This window comes from Prosthecobacter sp. Pr1 (assembly GCF_057652315.1).
The window spans coordinates 301,786-320,475 of record NZ_JBYFBS010000003.1 but is presented as its reverse complement, the minus strand read 5'-3'; the positions used below and the strand labels follow the sequence as shown (position 1 = coordinate 320,475).

Annotated in this window: 4 protein-coding genes; 3 read left to right on the top strand and 1 reads right to left on the bottom strand. The window is 61.3% G+C overall.

All coding sequences use genetic code 11. The features are described from left to right. Window positions 1-5 precede the first annotated feature (5 nt). Together hflK and hflC are read left to right on the top strand one after the other, a co-directional pair. Complete coding sequence (gene hflK / locus AC24GY_RS06675; protein ID WP_487681376.1) at window positions 6-1,007, top strand: FtsH protease activity modulator HflK; 1,002 nt, start codon at window positions 6-8, stop codon at window positions 1,005-1,007. After that, window positions 1,004-2,056, top strand: a complete 1,053-nt coding sequence (gene hflC, locus AC24GY_RS06670) for a protease modulator HflC (RefSeq protein WP_487681374.1) — start codon at window positions 1,004-1,006, stop codon at window positions 2,054-2,056. Before hflK ends, hflC begins: the two co-directional genes overlap by 4 nt. A 221-nt stretch (window positions 2,057-2,277) precedes the next feature. On the opposite strand, the gene AC24GY_RS06665 is transcribed toward hflC, so the two are convergent. Then, the gene (locus AC24GY_RS06665; RefSeq protein WP_487681372.1) at window positions 2,278-16,581 is read right to left on the bottom strand and encodes a beta strand repeat-containing protein; all 14,304 of its coding nucleotides are present in this window, start codon (window positions 16,579-16,581) and stop codon (window positions 2,278-2,280) included. A gap of 523 nt (window positions 16,582-17,104) precedes the next feature. Between AC24GY_RS06665 and AC24GY_RS06660 the strand changes: the two genes are divergently transcribed. Next, window positions 17,105-18,646 carry a sulfatase gene (locus AC24GY_RS06660; protein WP_487681370.1) on the top strand — a complete coding sequence of 514 codons (1,542 nt, stop codon included), beginning with the start codon at window positions 17,105-17,107 and terminating at the stop codon, window positions 18,644-18,646. Window positions 18,647-18,690: the final 44 nt, after the last annotated feature.

The window sequence follows — 18,690 nt, the reverse complement described above, 5'->3', positions numbered from 1 at the left end:
ACCGCATGAGTGAGATACGACCTTTTGCGAATGCGCCGCAGATAAGCTTCAACCCGCGCCTGATCCTCACGGGGCTGATCGGACTGTTTCTGGCGGTCGGCATTTTCTCGGGGGTGTATCAGGTGCCGGCGGAGTCGGTGGCGGTGGTGCAGCGGTTTGGCGGTTACTTGAAAACGGAGACGCCGGGGCTGCACTTCAAGCTGCCGTGGGGCATCGACCAGATCACGCTGGTGGAGATTTTACGGCAACAGAAGCTGGAGTTTGGCTTTGGCACGCAGGGGGCGACCAATCCGTATCAGTATTCGGACACTCGAGATCAGGAGGAGGAAAAGACGATGGTGACCGGCGACCTGAACACGGCGCTGGTGGAATGGGTGGTACAGTACCACATCAGTGATCCGGTGGCGTATGTGTTTAATTTTCGTGAGCCGGTGCCTACGCTGCGTGATCTTTCCCAAGCGGTGATGCGCGAGGTGGTGGGTGACCGAACGGTGGATGAGGTGCTGACGATTGGGCGTCAGGAAATGGAGACCCGATGTGCTGAACGCCTGCGCGAACTGGTGGCGACGCTGAACATGGGTGTGCGGATTGACCAGATCCAGCTGGGGAACATCAACCCGCCGGCGGATGTGCAGGCGAGCTTCAGCGATGTGAACCGTGCGAAGCAGGAGAAGGAGTCTGCGATCAACACGGCGAGCGGGAATTATTACCAGATCATCCCCAAGGCGCGTGGTGAAGCGGAGCAGAAGATCAAGGGTGCTGAGGGCTATGCGGCCAAGCGCGTGAATGAAGCAGAGGGTGATGCGGCTCGTTTCAAGGCTGTGCTGGCGGAGTACCTGAAGGCGCCGGAGGTGACGAAGAAGCGCCTGTATTTGGAAACGATGGGAGAAGTGCTGTCGCAAGTGCCGGGCAAGATCATTTTGGATGACAAGGCCTCCTCATTTCTACCGCTCATGAATCTCCGCCAGGCGGAACCGCAAACCAACTCTGCCCCTGCCACACGATGAAAGCTTCTCTTGTTTTGATAATTGTCCTCGCGCTGGGGATCGTGGCGAGCTCCGGTTTGTACACCGTGAGCGAGACGGAGCAGGTGGTGATCACGCAGTTTGGCAAGCCGGTGGGAGAGTCGATCCTCAAGGCCGGACTGCACTGGAAGACGCCGTTTGTACAGACGGTGAACCGACTGGACAAACGGGTGCTGGAATGGGACGGGCCATCGGCCAACATGACGACAAAGGACAAGGTCATCGTGGTGGTGGATGTGTTTGGGCGCTGGGAGATCAGCGACCCGCTGGTGTTTTTCCGCCAGCTGACGGACGAGCGCCGTGCGCTGTCGCGGCTGGATGACATTCTGGCGAGCGAGACGCGCATCGTGATCGCGAAGCATGACTTCATCGAAGCGGTGCGCACGACGAAGGACCGCAAGGCGATCCGTGATGTGGCCAACACGACCACGACGGGCAGCGCGCCTTCGAGTGCGGATTCACGCCTGGGTGTGCTGCCGCCGATCATTTACGGACGTGTGGAACTTGAGGCGGAGGTGCTGAAGAATGCGGTTCCGAAGATCGAGGGGTATGGCATCCGGCTGCTGGATGTGCGCTTCAAGCGCATCGACTACGATCCTTCGGTGAGCCAGTCGATCCACCAGCGGATGATTTCCGAGCGTGAGCAGATTGCCAAGCTGCACCGTGCGGAAGGCGAAGGCGAGGCGGCGAAGATCAACGGTGAGCGTGAGCGTGATCTGGCGACGATCGAGTCTGAAGCGTACCGCAAGGTGCAGGAGATGGAAGGCACTGCGGATGCGAAGGCGACGGAGATTTATGCGAAGGCGTACAACCAGACGCCGGAAGCTGCGCAGCTGTTTGAGTTTTTGAAGACGATGGAGACGTACAAGCAGCTGATCACGGCGGATACGACGATGATTTTTACGACGGAGAGCGAGCTGTTTCGGTTTTTGAAGTCGAGCAATCCGCAGGCGACGAAACCGGCGGCGGGAGCGAGCGGGGAGTTTACGCCGCTGCACAAGCTGCCGACGCTGATGGAAGTGGGGCGGTGAGGGGCTTCATGCTTCGCATTTGCTGAACCGGAACCGGCTGAAGCCGGGACTACGGAACGGCGCTGGGTAGCTTGTGGATGATGAGGGATTTTGGCGTGTGGGGGCTGTGGCGTTCGGAGGGCTTGTGGTGGGTGTATGCTGGTCCGGCTTGCGAAAGCGGTAGCTGCGCTCGTTCCTCGCTGCGCAACCGCAGTCCATATGGGAGGCTGTATGCCGTAGGATCAAATCACTGTACGGCGGCGACGGAGTGTGAAAGCGGAGAGGCCGAGGAGGAGAAGGAGGAGCCGGGAGGGTTCGGGGACGACGACGATGACGCCGTAGGTGGTGAGGGCGCTGGTGTCCCAGGAGAGGCCGGAGCCGAGAGCGAGGCTGGAGAGATCCAAATCTGCCAGGGTGAAGGTGCCGGAGCCGGCGAGTGAATCTGCCGTGCCCACGGTGGTCCAGTCGAGGAGTTTGAAGATGCTGCCAGCCCCGAGGGTGGCGCTGTTGTTGAGGAGCTTGAGGGTGCCGCCTGCGGTGGTGCCCAGAGTGAAGGTGCCGTTGGTCAATCTGATGCTGTCGTAATTTCCTGACTGGTTCCAGATGGTGGTGTAGGCGGTGCCGGTGGCACCGCCGTGGGTGTCCAAGTAGTTGAGAGCGCTGCCCGAGAGATCAAAGGCTGAATCGACTTGGGAACTGGAGGTGAGGCTGAGCTGGATCTGGCCGCCATCATTGACGTTCACCGCCGTGGCAGCTGCGGTGAAGGTGAGGGTTTGATTGCTGGTGCTCGTGGCACCCACGCCGGGGGCGAGGACGGCACCGCTGGTGATGACGGTGGCGCCGGCGATGCTGCCGGAGCCGGAGAGTGTGGCGGCGGTGCTGACGGTGACGATGCCGGAGCCGGTGAGCGCGCCGCTGGAGCCATCGCCCACCTGCAAGGTGCCTGCGGCGACGGAGGTGGTGCCGGAGTAGGTGCTGGTCTGGGTGAGAACGAGGGTGTTGGCACCCAGTTTTTTGAGGCCCACGCTGTTTGCACCGCTGTTGGTGTCGGCGATGCTGCCGTCATAGGTGAAGCTGCCGCCGGAGGCGTTGGTGGTGTCGAGGCCCATGAAAGAGCCATTGGTGAAGCCGCCGGTGGAGGTGCCGAGGGTCTTGAGGATGTCCACGTCTGAAGCGGTGAACTCGCCGGTGCCGCCGACGTTGAAGGCGGCGGTGGCAGCACTGCTGACCGTAATGTTGGCGGCAGTCCAGCTTGAGGAGGTGTTGTTGTAAAGAGCTGTCTCACGGAGGAACTGGAGGGTGCCGTCGGTGACCGTGGTGGTGCCGGTGTAGGAGTTCACGCCATCCATGTAAAGGGTGCCGGTGGTGGTCTTGGTGAAGGCGCCACCGCCATTGAATTCAGCGAGATTTGTCAGAGTGCCGGACTGGGCATTGAAGGTGATGGCATTGGCCGAAGCGCCGATGGATTTGCCGGTCATGTCGAGCGTGCCGCCATTGAGGGTGAGGGTGGCGTTGCGGATGCCTGAGCCGGTGCCACGCAGGATGTCTCCCTGAACGGTGAGAGTGCCGCCGGTGATGGAGATGGCGGCGGTGGCACTGCCAGCATTGGCGGTGGCCATGGTGACGGCAGTGGTGCCGGTGGTGGCCAGAGTGACCGAGCCACCTGAGACATTGAGAGCGGTGGTGGTGGAACCGGTGGCGTTGGTGTTGCTGTTGCCCAGGATGAGCGCCTGACCTGCGCCAGAGCCGATGGTGACTGTGCCGCCTGTGACGTTGATGGTGGAGCTTACGGCTCCGGTGCTGGTGTTGCTGGCGAGAGTGGCGGCGTTGCCGGTGCCGGAACCGATGGTCACAACGCCACCGCCGAGATTCATGACGTTGGTGCTGTTGCCAGCGGCCGTCTTGGAGCCCATGGTGAGATTGCCGGTGGTCAGGGTGCCGGTGTCGAAGACAAAGAGGTTTTCCATGGGTCCGGTTCTGGTGTTTTGCGTGCCAATGGACACAGCGCCAAAGAGAAGATCCACCGTATGACCGGAGACATCAAAGGTGTTCCGATTGCCCACAGGCAGCAGCGCAGCGGTGACGCTGGTACCAGCACCCATGTTGAAGGCGGCGGCGGCAATGCCATCGGCAGCGCGAACGGCAAACGTGCCATTGGAATTCAGGAATGTGATGGAACCCAAATCACGCGAGCCGGTACCGATGTTGATGGCATCGACATTGATGACGTTGGTGCCGGTGCCGAGTTTCAGCGAGTTGATCTGCCCGGCGTTGCCATTGTAGGCACCGCCGCCGCCGACGGTGAGAGCGCTGGCGGTGATGGTGGTGTTTTGCGCCAGGATCAGAGTGGCGAATCCCGTGCTGTTGGTTCCCGTGGAACTGCTGACCTGAAGAATGCCGCTGGTGGTATTGAGGGAGACATTCAGGGCGGCCAGCGCACTGAAGTCGGCGGTGGTGGTGTTGGTGGAGCCGTTGTTGCCCACGAGGAAGGTCAGGCCTGTGCCGGTGGTGTTGATGACATTGAAGGTGCCCGCACCAGAGGCGGAGAAGAGGGTCGTTGAGTTGGTGGCTGTACCGCCCAGTGTCACTGTACCGCCAATGGTGAGGGTCTCCCCTGCCCCGATGAGGATTTGATTGGTTTCGAGCGCCGTGTTCGTCTGCACGAGAAGGTTTCCAGCGAAGGAGGCGCTGGCGGTGGAGAGATCGAGCGTGCCTGCGGTGGTGATGGAATTGGCCGTGCCAAAGTTCAGCGCACCCGCAAGGTTTTGGTCTGCGGTGAAACGGAGGGTGCCGTCGTTGATGCTGGTGGCGCCGGAGTAAGAGCTGGTGCCGCTGATGACCCAGGTGTTTGTGTCTGACTTGACCAAGGTCAGGACGCCAAGGCCGTATTCATTGATGCTGCCCAGAGTGTTGGCCAGAAGAGGATCGGAGAGTCCCTTCAGGGTGAGCGTTTTGTTGCCTGCCGTTTCAAAATGGACGCCGCCGAGCACCAGCGCGCCGGAGCCTGAGGCATCCAGAGTAACCGCGCCGGTGGTGCCCTGCATGCCGATGGTGCGATCACTGATGCTGCCGCCGCCGGTGTAGATCAGCGTGGTGGCAGTCGAGCCAAGCCCCATGTGAATGACGCCGTTTTGAGCCGTGGAAGCACTGCCCAGTGAGCTAGCACCACCGCCCACGCTGGTGATGGAGTTAAAGCTGAGAGTGCCGGCCTGAACTTCGACAGGGCCGGTGAAGGTGCTCAAGCCTGAAAGGGTGAGCGTGCTGGCCTGTGTTTTCAGCAGACCGCCAGCGCCAGCCAGCACGGTGTCCACACCGATGTTGCTGGTGCTTCCAAAGTAGAAGCCGGCGCTGGCCGTGATGGAACCTGAACCGAGAATGGCCGGGCTGTCGCCATAGATGGACACGAGACCGGCGGTGATGTTGTAGATGACCATGTCCAGAGTGGCACCGGCTCCGATGTTGAGATCACCGCCGACACCGGTGGCATTGTCCGCCCCGAGAGTGAGCGTGCCGCCGGCAATCGTGGTGGCTCCGGTGTATGTGGCGGCGGCGTTCAGGGTCAGCTTGCCAAGACCGGTCTTGGTCAGTCCGCCGACGCCGGAGCCGACCGAGCGGGCGAGCGCGAGATCGTTGCCATTGGTGTCAATGGTGGCACCGCCCTGGAGGAAGAGGATCGTGCGCAATGAAATGTCATCCGTGAATCCGGCACCGAGGCGAAGCGAGCCACCGGCGAAGACCAGTGAACCTGTGGTGCCGCCGATGTTACCGAGAGAGGCGATTTCGAGAATGCCTTCATTGAGGGTGGTCTTCCTGGTGCCACCACCGGCGGTGTTGACGCCGCTGAGGATCAAGGTGCCGCGGCCGGATTTGGTGATGTCCGCCGTGGAGGTCAGCGAGGAGCTGATGCTGGCCGTGAGGTTTTCAAGGGTGGCGTATTGATAGGTCTGGCTGCTGGCGGTCAAAATGGACGGCAGGCTCATGACGAAGTGGGTGGCATCTGTCACGCTCAGGACGGTGGCCCCCAATGCGATGCCCGCGCCGAAAACCGGCATCCCCGCCTGCAAGCCTGCGGTGCTGGCCACGGTGACGATCGAACTCCCAAAGGTGGTGGAGCCGGTGGTCAAACTGTTGGAGGAGTTTGGATTGATGACGCTGATGACGTACTCGTTGGTGCTTCCCACGGTGATGCCATTGTCGAAGCCGCCGAGGGTGGTGGTGTAGGCGGTGTTTGTCACCGCGCCGGTGACGGTGAAGAGCAGCGCGCCGCTGGTGACTCCGAGCGACTGGCCTGCGCCGGAGCCGGTGACGCTGAGAGCCGGTGTGGCGGCGTTGTTCAGGACCAGAGAATTGATCGTCTTGCCGCCAAGTCCGGTGAGGTCAGCGGAGAGCGATTCGCGGGCATTGTCAGTCGCGCCAGCGAGAGCGAGAGTTTTGTACTCGGTGGTGAGATCGAGGGGGCGGAAGCCAGCCCCGCTGACGTAGGTGACGAGGGAGTTGCCCATGTTGCCGGCGGTGAGAGCGCCGCTGGTGGTCTCACCCACAGCCCAGGGCACGATGCTGATGCTGGTGCTGCCGGCGAGGCCACCGCCACCGACCATGGTGGCGATGAAAGCGGTTTGGTTTGCAGCGGTACCGATGAGGAACTGATTGCGACTGCCTGTCGTAAGCCCCAGTGAACGGCCGCGGACATTGACCGTAGAATTGTTCAGACGGATGAAATCATCCGCAATGATCGCGGAGAGGGCCGTGCCGGTGGAGTTGGTCGTTTCACCGCTGAGATAGTTTGCGCCCGAGGCAAAATTCAGGCTGCCGATTGTCTCGCTGGTGGTCGCGCCCTGATCGGTGCGGATGGCGAGGCCACGCACAATGGTCTGGCCGCTGAAGGTGCCGTTTGCGGAGTCGAGTGTGACGGTGACGTTGTCGAGAATGCGGGTGCCGGAGCGGGTGGTACCGTTGTTGTCGATGAGCAGGGCACCATCCTTGCTGATGCGGATGGTGGAGGCGTTGAGCTGACCGCTGCCGCTGAGCTGGAGGGTACCGCCTGCCACGGTGAAGATGCCGGTGAATCCTGTGCTGAGGTTGGTCAGATTGAGATTGCCCACGCTCTGCTTGATGATGCCGCCGGTGCCGGTGAAGAAGCCTGCATAGGTGGTGCTGGAGACTTCGTTGATGGTGAGGGTGTGGGTGCCGACGGCGACGGTGCCGTTGTCAGAATTGGTGGCGCGCTGGCCACCGGAGAGCCGGCCGATGGTCTCGTCAGCGAACAGCTGCAAGGTGGTGTCCTGATAGGCACTGAGAGAGACGATGGAGCTGTCACCGATGGCATTGCCGCCGAAGACCTGAAGGGTGCCCTGCAGGATTTCCGTTTCGTCGGTGTAAACGTTGTTGCCGGTGAGGAGGAGGGTGCCCGTGCCGGACTTGGTCACTGCATGGTTGATGCGGATGTCCGAACTGATGGTGAAGGTCTGGGCGCTGTCTTGAGTGATGATGAGTTCGGTGACGCCCGAAGCGAGAGTGCCGCCCTGGATGCTGGGAGTGCCGCCGACGTTGCTGGTGACAAGAATGCCGCCGCTGGCGACGCTGAGAACGCCTGTTTGAGCGATGATCAAATCTGAACCCGTCACGGCATTGAAACGAAGGCTGTTGATGTTCAGGCCCTGAAGCGTGCCGGTGAAGCCGGTGGTGTCGTCGGTGATGTGATCAGCGACGGCCCAGGTGGAGACATCGTTTTTAACGGTGGAGACGAGAGCGACGATGTTCCCACCGGCGAGGTTGGTGGCGTTGGTGGCGAACCAGACGCCGGTGCCATCATCCACGGTGGCGAAAGCACTGGTGCCGAGGAGACCCTGCGTGCCGTTGAGCGTGGAGGTGGTGAAGCCATGGGTGGCGCTCTGTGTGCCGGAAGGCAGAATGAAGCGGATGGTGCCGTCCCGGTTGGTGGATGTGCGGGTGATGGCCCCCAGGTTTAGCACTATTTCCTGCCCGGCTCCCGGATTGAGCGTGATGGTGCTGGCACCGCTGTTGTCGCTGGAAGAGCTGCCGTCCAGAGTGGTGCTGGCCACGGTCTGGCTGGTAGCGGAGGTGGCGCTGCCGGTGAGGACGAGATTGCCGCCGAGTATTTCAAGAGCGGAGCCGGTGCGGAGCTTGGTGGTGTTGCTGACGGTGTAATCGAGCACCAGAGTGCCTTCGTAGAGGATGCTGTTGCCGGTGGAGGTGAGGCCGCTGTTGTCTCCTTTGAGGGTGATGGTACCGAGGCCGAATTTTTCCAATGCGTTAGTGCCGTTGCTGGCAAGGTTGGCGTTGATGGTGCCAGTGTAGAGATTGATGTCGCCACCGGTCACCGTGACCGTACCGGTGCCGTCGATCTGGCCAACCAAGCCGACATCGCGCTGACCGACGTCGAAACGCAGGGTGGTGATGTTGAAGGTGTTGGTGTTGAGGATGGCGGTCTGAGGGCCGCCAGAGTCGCCGATAATGATGAAGTCGAGACCGCCGCTGTTGGCGACGCCATTCACATCATCCGCGTTGAGATTGATGATGGCACCGGTGCGGGCGTAGAGACCGCTGCTGGTTCCCGCAGGGTTGGAGGCCAGAAGGATACCGGTGGTGTTGAGGTTCAGGACGGTGGAGGCACCTGTGACGATCACATCATCGGCGATGGTGACTGTGTTGTCGCGGAGGGTCCAGGTGCCGGAATTCACATTGAGATCGGCCACGGAAGTTCCGGTGGGCTGGGAGATGCCGCCGCTGATGACGCCTTCTCCGGTGCCTGTGAGAGTGAGGCTGTTGTCGACACCCTGAGAGATGGCGCCGGCATAGGTGATGATGGACCCCGAAGTGCCGCTGGCATCCAAGGTGAAGCTGGCCGTGGAGGTGAGCGCCCTGTTGGTGGACTGACTGGTGTCACCCATGAAACGCAGGATGGATGTGCCGGTGATGTTGATGGCCGAGCCCTGGCCGAGGCTGCTGGCGGCGCCACCACTGTTGGTGACGGTGTTGTATTCAAGAGTGCCCTCCTTGAGCGAGATGTCACCGCCAAAGGTGTTGGCTCCGAGGAGGCGTATGGTCTGGCTGGTGACAGCCCAGGCGCCGAGCTCGTCATTGATGGCAAGGCTGCGGCCCAAACCACCATCGGAGATGACGGCGGAAATGATCAAGGGCCGGACGGACGAGCCTTGGTAACTGAGACTGGCGTTGTTGCCGAGGACGATGGAATTGGTGATGTTGATGATGCTGAAGTTGTCCGAGGCCTGGCTGATGCGGAGGGCGTTGTTTGCATTGGCAGCGCTGCCGATGGTGATGATGCCGCTGAGGTTGACGGTCATGTCGCTCACGGGTGTACCTGAGGCGTCTGCACTCAATTCCAGAATGCCCCCGAGGCCATCCACGGTGATGTTCTGGCTGAGGTTGTAAGTGGTGCCGCCGGTGGTGACGAACTGAATGCGGCCGGCGCTGGCGGTGATGTCTCCGGTGCCGAGGCCGGTGACGGTCTGGGTCTGAACGGTGCCGCGAATGAGATTGATGCCGCCGGACCAGCCGCTGTTGTCCGCCTGGAAGTAGAGGGTGCCGGTCAGCTGGTTGCCACTCGAAAGCGTGCTGATGGAGTCCACGGTGAGACTGCCAGCGCCGCTGACGACGCCGCTGAGAACCACATTCCCCTGAGTAGCGGTGAGCACGGCGGAATTGGAGCCGCGCATGTTGATGAATGAACCCGCGCTGACATTCACGGTGCCGGTGTAGTAATTGTTTCCGGCATTGCCGCCTGCGGAGAGAGTGCCGCCGGTCAGAGTGAGCTTGTTGGCGACGCCTGTAGCCGCAGAATTGGCAGCACCATTGTAGTAGAAGGCACTGCCGGTGTTGACGGTGATGGTGGCGAGGTTGCTGTTGGCAGTGCTGCCCAAAGCGGTGGCGGTGAGGATTTCCAACGCGCCTGCGTTGATGGTGAAATCCGAGGTGACAGTGGTGTTGAAGGTGAGATCGGCTGCGGCGGTGAGGGTCACTTTGCCCGCGCCGCTTTTGATGACATCGGCCTCTCCGAACAGGGGTCCGAGGGAGAGGACGGAGCCTGCGTCCGCCACACTCCAAGTCTGATCCGAAACGATGCGAAGGGGAGCGGTGATATTCACCGTGGCCGGACCGCCGGCGGTGATCTTGATGCCATCGGTGGCGACCTGCGGGGCGATGCTGAGGCGGAAGGAAGGATCGATGCCGGAGGCGATGGTGACGGATGTCGGTGTGTTTGCGCCAATGGTGGCGGCCTCGAAGGTGAGGGAGTTGATCTTGAAGCTTTGCTCCAAGGTGGTGGAGACGGCCGCGATGGTGGGCGCATTCCACTGAAAGATGACATCGGTGCCCTGGCCCGGAGTGGAGAGCGCCGCGATGGCGCCTGCTTTATCCTGGGACCAGTTGTTGACGTTGCCGTTCCAGGTGGTGTCCGTCAATCCGCGCCAGTAGGAGGTGCCGGTGATGAGGGTGCCGGTGGTGATGGAGATGAGGTTGTCCGTTTGATGGATGGTGATGGAGCTGAAACCACCCGGGGTGGAACCGAGGATCCAATCACCCGCGCCAAGGGGGCCGGTGATGAGACCGCCGTCTGCGGAGGAGATGAGGTTGTAGGTTTGGGATGCGTTGAGGCCGGTGTCGCTGAGGTTCAGCTTGATCTGATTTCCCGCAAAGAGCTGCAGGGTGCCGCCTGCGAGAAGTCCGAGAAGGTCGGTGGTGGCGTTGTCTCCCGAAATGCCGCCGTCACCGACATTCAAATTCAGGGTGGTCATGGTTCCGCCAGTGGAACCGAGGGAGAGGATGGTGAGCTGATTGAGCCTGTCCCCTGCCCCGTTGAGAAGACTGAGCGTGGAAGCGCTGGCAACGACCACACTGGTGACGGCAGCGGGGGCGGCGATGCCGCCGGTAAGAGTGAGTGTGGAGCCGTTTGTGACGCTGAGACCGGTGGTGCCATTGAGCGATGAGCCGATGGTCAGCGAACCGCCGTTCACGTTCGTGGTGCCGGTGTAGGTCAGCGTGACTCCGCTGGATATGACCGCCGCAGCAGTGCCGGTCTTGGTGATGGAGAGAGCACCGCCGCCGCTGTTTTGGATGGCGTAGGTGCCGACACCGCCGCCGTAACTGACCGCTGAGTCGGCGGCACCAAAGGTGAGGGAGGCGGCCGTGGAAGAAGTGTTGTCGATGACTGCGGTGCCATCCGTGCTGGCGGTGAGACCATTGATGTTCTGGGAGGTGCCATTGAGATCGAAGGTGGCGGTGTCGCCATTGGCGAGTTCGGGACTGAGGGCCACGCCGCCGAATCCAGCGCCGGAGGGAATGGCGTTGTCCGCCCCCATGCGGAGGGTGCCGCGATCGATGTCCGTGAGGGCGCTGTTTTTGTTGTAGGTGGAGCCGGTGCCATTGAGCTGGAGGAGGCCGTCACCGGTCTTGGTGAGCACGACGCCGAAGGCGGTGGAGGTGGTAAAAGAGCCGTTGATGATCGTCGTGCCCGAGCCGTCAACGGTCCAGGAGCGATTGGCGGTCATGAGGTCGGAGGTGAGTCCGGCAAAGGTGAGGGCCTTGTCGCTGGCGACGTTGTTGTTGAGGCCGGAGTTGTTCGCGGACTGGAGCAACTGGAAGACGCTGGTGGTGGTGAGGCTGTAGTCGCCCGCGAAGGCGGTGGTGGTGTTGTTGATGAGACGGACGGCGTTGCTGATGGTGCGGTCTGCGCCGTAGGAGAACAAGGTGCCGTTGCTCCAGTCGAGAGTGCTGGTGCCAAGAGCGTTGTCATCGCCGATGCCGAGGGAGCCGGCGGTGAAGGTGGTGGTGCCGGTGTAGTTGTTGGAGCTGTTGGTGAGGATCCACATGGCGGAGCTGTCCACCTGAATGCCGAGGGTTCCGCCGTTGTCGGACAACACGCTGGTGATCATGTTGCCGGAGGCATTGACGCCACGCAGGAGGAGGACCTTGCTTCCAAGCACGAGGTCGTTGGCCACATTGGTGAGAATCAAAGGGCCCACGCCATCGGCATGGATTTGATTGCTGGCGGTGGTGGTGTTGAGGCGGATGTAGCGGTCGCTGGTTTCACCGAGGCCGACATACTCCAGAATGCCGCCCGTGGTGGTACCGTTGCCGAGGAGAATGGCCCCTGCGCTGGTGTTGCCGAGAGTGGAATCGCCGACGCTGGAGCTGCCTGGCGTGGCGCTGCTGCCCAGAGTCTCCACGGCCAGGGTGCCCTGCCGAACCAGGGTCTGGCCGGTGTAGGTGTTGGCGCCGCGCAGATTGAGGATGCCCGCACCTTCCTTGGCCAGATTGCCAGCACCGGAGATGACGCCGCTGATGGTGGCGAAGTCTGAGCCGCTGGTGGTGAAGTCGCCCACATTGACCTGACGGTAGCCGTCGCCAGAAACGCTGGTGGAAACACCGGTCGCGGCAAGCACTCCTGTGCCGCTGCTGAGGGTGAACTGAGTGGCGCTGATGATGTTGGCAATCGTCGTACCGGCGGGGATGGCGGCGTTGCCGGAAATCGTCTGGCCGGCGGTGAGTCCGGCGGTGGTGCCGGAGGCGAGATTCACGGTGGCGCTGCCGGCGGTGGTGGTGAGAGACAGGCCGGAGATGGAGGTGCCTTTGGTGATTTGAAATCCGTTGAGCATGGTCACGTCGGACAAGGCGATGCCGTTCACGGTTTGTGAGATGGCATTGAAGAGCAAGGCACCGCCATCCAGGAAGCCGGCCGTGCTGCCCCAGATGGGATTGCTGCCGAGGTCCACAGTGAGCGGGGCAGCGCCCGCAGAAAAACCGCTGGCAACCGTGCCCACGAACTGCACCTGACCGGCACCGGTGCCGAGGGTGCGGACGAAAGCTCCGGTGGTGGCGAGAGAACCGCCGTTCAGCACGAGATTGGAGGCTGTGGGGAGACTTGTGCCGTCGTTGGCATAAAGAAGGCCGCCGGTGATGGTGGTAGCGCCTGAGTAGTTGTTTACAGCTCCCAGAATCCAGACACCGGCATCCGCCTTGTAGAGCGAAGTCAGGGCTGCACCGTTGTCATTGATGATGGGGGCGAAGCGGTTGTCACCGGTGGAAGCGCCGCCCAAGACGAGGCCCTGGGCATTGCCAGTGGCGGCAGCGCCGAAAGCCAAGGCACCTGTATTGGTGAAACTCAGCGTGGCTCCGTTGACGCCATTGGCCTGAATGCGTGCGCCGCCACTAGCACCGCCGTTGAAGGTGAAGAGACGATCGGTGGAATCATTGGTGGTGCCAGCGAAGCTGAGACCGCCATAGGCCTGAGTAGCGCTGGTACCGGTGAAGATAAGATTGCCCGCCGCATTGCTGGCTGCGCCGATGCCGCTGGCGAACCCGCCGTCCGCCACATTGTTCACAGTGAGGATGCCGGTGGAGCTGATGGTGGTGATGCCGGTGTAGGTGCTGAGGCCGTTGAATGACATCGCGCCGGTGCCGAGCTTGGTGAGATTGATGACGCCGTTGGTCTGATCGATGATGCCGAAGGAGGTGCCGACGCCGTTGCTGTTGCCGATGGTGAGGGTCACTGCTGCAGCATTGGTGTTGGAGACGGTGCCGTTGTTATTGAAGTCATCGATGCCGATGGAGACATTCACTCCGTTCAGATCCAAAATGGCGCCCTGGCGGATAGAGAGAGTTGCGGTGGAGCCGCCCGCGCTCAAGCGGCCTCCAGTGGCAAGCTGAACGGTGCCTTCGTTGATCGAGTTGACGCCGGTTTGCGCGTTTAATCCAGCGATGACCAGCGTGCCCGCGCCGACCTTGGTGAAGCCCCCGGTCGTGGTGCTGGTGATGGGCGCATTGAGAGTCAGAGTGTTTGCGCCGCCGTCCACATTGATGACCAGCGCTCCGCTGCCGCCGGTGGTAACGCCGGTGCCGGAGATGGAGCCGGAGCCGCCCGTCTGGATGATGCCGCCGGAAGCGTTTGTGGTGCCAGCCGTACGAATGGTGAGAAGGCCGGTCATGTTGAGGGCCTGGGCTCCATTGATCTTCAGTGAGTCGATGGTGACGGCTGCATTGCTGAAGCTGCCGGTGATTTCATTGCTTTGGGCCGAGGTCAGCGCGGTGGCACTGGTGGCGAAATCTGCGTCGCTGGAATAATTGGGCGCACGCACGGCCAGCCCGGCACCGGGGACGAAGGCGAAGTCTGAACCGTTGTAGAAGAGTCCTGCATTGGCGATGTTGCCGGTGATGCTGGTGGAGGCAAACGAGACGGTGTCACTGCTGGTGGGAGCCACGATGTTTACGGTGCTGCCGCCGCCCACCGTGCCGAGCGAAGCAAAGACCAGCGAGGCGGTGCCACCGCTGCCGGGAGTGAGCTTGATGGTGCCTGAGCCGAAAGCGGGGGTCAGCACACCCAGGGTCTCCACGTTGCTGGCACTGGCCTGTCCGACAAACTCCAGGGTGCCGCCTGCGTATTGGTTGACCTGATTGAAGGTGATCGCGGAGGTGTCGGCGATGATGGTCGAAACGGCGGCGTTGGCCTTGAGCTTCAAGATCCCGTTGGTGATGGTGGTGGCGCCGGTGAACGCATTGGCGCCGGCGAGAACCCAGGTTCCTGCGTCCACCTTGGTGAGATTCACGAGACCGCCTGCATCGTTGTTGGAGATGATGCCATTGATGGTATTCTGTGCTATGCTGGTGCCGCCCAGGGTCAAGGTCTTCGCATTGGCCGAGGTGCCACCCGTGGCTGCGAAGTCCGCATTGAGAATGAGGCCGGGGCTGGTGCCGGTCTGACTGGCGAGGATGGTGGCGCCACCGGTTGTGCCGGCGAGATTGATGACCTTGCTGGTGGTGAGATTGGCCTGAAGGACATTGTTGCCGACGACGCTCAAAGTCGCCGAGGTGGTGGAGGTGCCGATGTTGATGGTGCCGGTGTTGTTGTTGATGGCGCGCCAGTCGCTGACGGCCAGCGTGCCACCGCTCACGCTTACGGCGCCGTCGAGAGTCGAGGCTGTGCCGGTGATGGTGAGGGTGCCCGAGCCGGACTTGGTGAGGTTGTGCGCGAAACCGGCGGAGGCGCCATTGACGTTGCCATTGATCAGGGTGTTGCCATTGCCGCTGATGGTCATGGTGCGGTTGCCGGTGTTCTCGGTGTTGCTCCAGAAATTTCCGGTGAAGGTGAGCAGCGCGCCACCTTGGAGATTGTTGGTCATTGTGGTATCGCCGTTGCCACCATTGACCGGTGCGGTGGTGAAGCTCATGCCGTAGCCGTTGCGGCTGTTGAAGGTGAGCGTGATGCCGTCTTCATAGGACAAGTTGCCGAAAGAAACCGTCTGATCTTTGGCCGAACTGTTCGGCGCGTGGTCTGCAAAAATGGTGCTGGCGGCACGGAAATAGACATTGGCGTTGGTGCCGTTCGAGACTTTGACATCCGGAGAGTCCATGAGCACGGCGAGGACGCCGCCATTCAAGTCGAGCACCGCGCTGGTGGTGCCGGCGGTGCGAGTGCCGAGGGCATTGGATGAGTCGATGCGGACCTCGCTCTGGCCGCTGGCAGCGCTGCCGCTGACGCGGATGGTGCCGGAGAAGCCGGAAGAGTCGGTGGGATGGAGGTAGAGTGTACCACCGCCACTGCCTTCAAGAGTTCCCGAGCCCGTGAGCACGCCGGAGATGTTGTAAAAACTGGCACCGGCCTGATTGGTGCCGCCGAGGGAACTGATGGTCGTCGCGGCAGTACCGAGCACGTTCAGGGAGCCAGTGAAATTGAGGACGCCATCCGCGGAGATAATGCGGGTGCTGAGGTTGGTGGTGACATAGGGGGCGCCCATGGTGACTGAGCCCGAGAGCGTGTTGACGCCGGTGCTGATGAGAGCGGCACCACGGTCGGAGATGGGCCCCTGCCCCTGCAGCAACAAATCGCGTGTGATGGTGATGCCGCCGGCGCCGCCGTCCAGCACCAACGAACCGCCGCCAAAGCCGCGCAAATTGGTGGAGGCGATCACCGGATTGAAGCCCGTGACAACAATGGCCGAAAGGTCCGTGCCGAGTGCGCCTTGACCGGTGATGACAAGCGAACCGTTGCTGATGGTGGTGGTGCCTGTGCAGGCGTTGGCGTTGTTGCCGAGGCGGATGGTGCCTCCTCCCAACATCGTAAGTCCTCCCGTGCCGAGAATCTGAGTGTTGATGGTGGCGCTTTCTCCCAAGGCCGCTCTCAAGGTGGGCGAGCCACCTGCCAGAGTGAGACTGCCGCCGGTGAGTGTGTAACCGCTGCGAAGGAAGGACAACTGACCGGCGATGATTCCGGGGCTGAGGGTCACTGTGCTCAACGTGGGCAGCAGCGTCACGGGTGCGCTGAAGATGGCCGTGTCCGCGCTGGTGTTGGGCCAGAGGCCGAGTGCTGCACCATTCCACCAGTTTGAGGTCGTCAGATCCCATGCACCGGTGCCGCCGAGGCCGGTGCCATTCGCGTTGTTGCCAGCCGTGGTGGTGTCCGTGTCCCAGTAGAACGAGGCTGCCTGCGTGGATTCCAACTGACACAGCAAGAGAGTGAAAGCAGCGAGACGGCACCACGCGGGGACGCTAAGCAGCTGATGAGTGGCCTTCATGCAGGGGATGAGACAGATTGGGTTGGGCGGTTTTTGAACGGTGCAAGGCACCGCACAAATGATCAGACAGGTTGTGTTAGACCGATCAGCTTGAATGAACTGCGTTCTTTGGAACAAGCCCAAAGTGGTCCTTAGGTTTAAGCTAGGCCAAACCTTTAGTTTTATGATGCTTTTATCTTTATTTTTTTAGAGACTGTTTCTTTAGCGGAAGCTCGGCCTGAGTTTTGACCGCTGAATTCGCCTTTTTGTGGCGACACTGTGCACACACTTCATTGCATCGTGTACAATGAACCTACTGTCAGCAATCCAAGGCAAGTTATGATCACTTAGAAGGTCGTAACCCGGCAGAAGGCAGCCAAGCGGTGACATCGTTTGAGACCCGCAGGCCGTTGATGTCCATCAAATCCCGCGGTGATCGCATTACCTAACCCACTGCTTAGCCTCATTTAAAATTCAGGATGGGTGCCGCAACATTTCTGGTGTTTGGCAAGATGCGTCTTTCCCGGGCGTTTCCCCCGGCCGCATGAGACTCCCAACCTTTCTCGCCACCGCCGCACTTATCGTCTTTTCACAGCTTCACGCCGCGCCACGGCCGAATGTGCTGTTCATGATGGCGGACGACCTGAACAACAGCCTGGGGTGCTATGGGCACCCGCTGGTCAAAACGCCGAATCTGGACAAGCTGGCGGCACGAGGGGTGCGATTTCAGAATGCGAACTGCCAGTTTCCGCTCTGTGGCCCGAGCCGGAATTCGATACTGACGGGTCTTTACCCGAACAGCACGGGGATCCTGACCAACTCCCAGCTTTTCCGCCAGACGATCCCGAACGCGGTGAGTCTGCCGCAGGCTTTTCGCCGGGAGGGTTACTTCGCCGCGCGCATCGGAAAACTTTATCACTATGGAGTGCCGAACTCGATTGGTACGAACGGTCATGACGATCCGACTTCGTGGGAGCTTGAGCTCAACCCTGCGGGCTGCGATCGCCTCCTGGAACATCCGGATATTTTTTCGCTGCTGCCCGGGAACTTTGGTGGCACGCTGAGCTGGTATGCCTCGCCGCGGCCGGATGAGAAGCACACGGATGGACTTCAAGCGAAGGATGCGGAGTGGGTGCTGGAGCGCTGTGCGAAGGAAAAGGACCGGCCGTTCTTTCTCGCGCTGGGGTTCTTCCGTCCGCACACGCCGTATGTGTCGCCGGAGAAGTGGTTCAAGGGCTACCCGGAGGCGGAGATGCCAGTGGTGCAAGGGGTGAAGGAAGATCAGGCGGATCTGCCCGCGCCTGCGCTCGGGAGCTACAAGAAGGAGCAGGACAAGCTGACGGATGACCTGCGGCGTCAGGCGGTGCAGGCGTATTTTTCAGCGATCAGCTTCATGGATGCGCAGGCGGGCAAGGTGCTGGATGCGCTGGACCGTCTGGGACTGGCGGAAAACACGATCGTCGTATTCACCAGCGACCATGGGTACCATCTGGGAGAGCACGGGCTGTGGCAGAAGCAGAGCCTCTTTGAGGAGAGCGCGCGTGTGCCGCTAATCGTTGCCGGGCCTGGGGCCAAGAAGGGTGTGGTGGCCCATTCGCCCGTGGGCTTGATTGATCTCTACCCAACGCTTGCGGAGCTGTGTGATGTCAAAGCTCCCGCGAATCTTCAGGGGCAGAGCCTGGTGCCGATGCTGAAGGACCCGACGGTCAAAGGTCGCGGCTGGGTGCTGAGCCAGGTGGTGCGCGGGGGGGGCTTCAAGCGTATGGGGGCCAGTGCGGCGAAGGGCGATGATGGGAAGAGGATCTTTGGTTATGCGCTGCGCACGGACCGCTGGCGCTACATCGAATGGAATGAAGGAGCCGCAGGCAAGGAGCTCTACGATCATTCCAACGACCCCAAGGAGCTGACCAATCTGGCGGAGAAACCTGAGCAGGCGGAAGTGCAGGCGAAGCTGGCTGAGCAGCTGCATGGCATCGTGAAGACGACGTATCCTGCGAGCGGGAAGACGCCGGAGATTCCCCAAGGGAATGTGATGTATGCGCCCGAACTGGTGGATCCTCAGGGTGGCAAAGCTGCCAAGAAGTGAAGAGGCAGTGCATCATCTCCAGACCTGAACTTTCTTTTCATCCC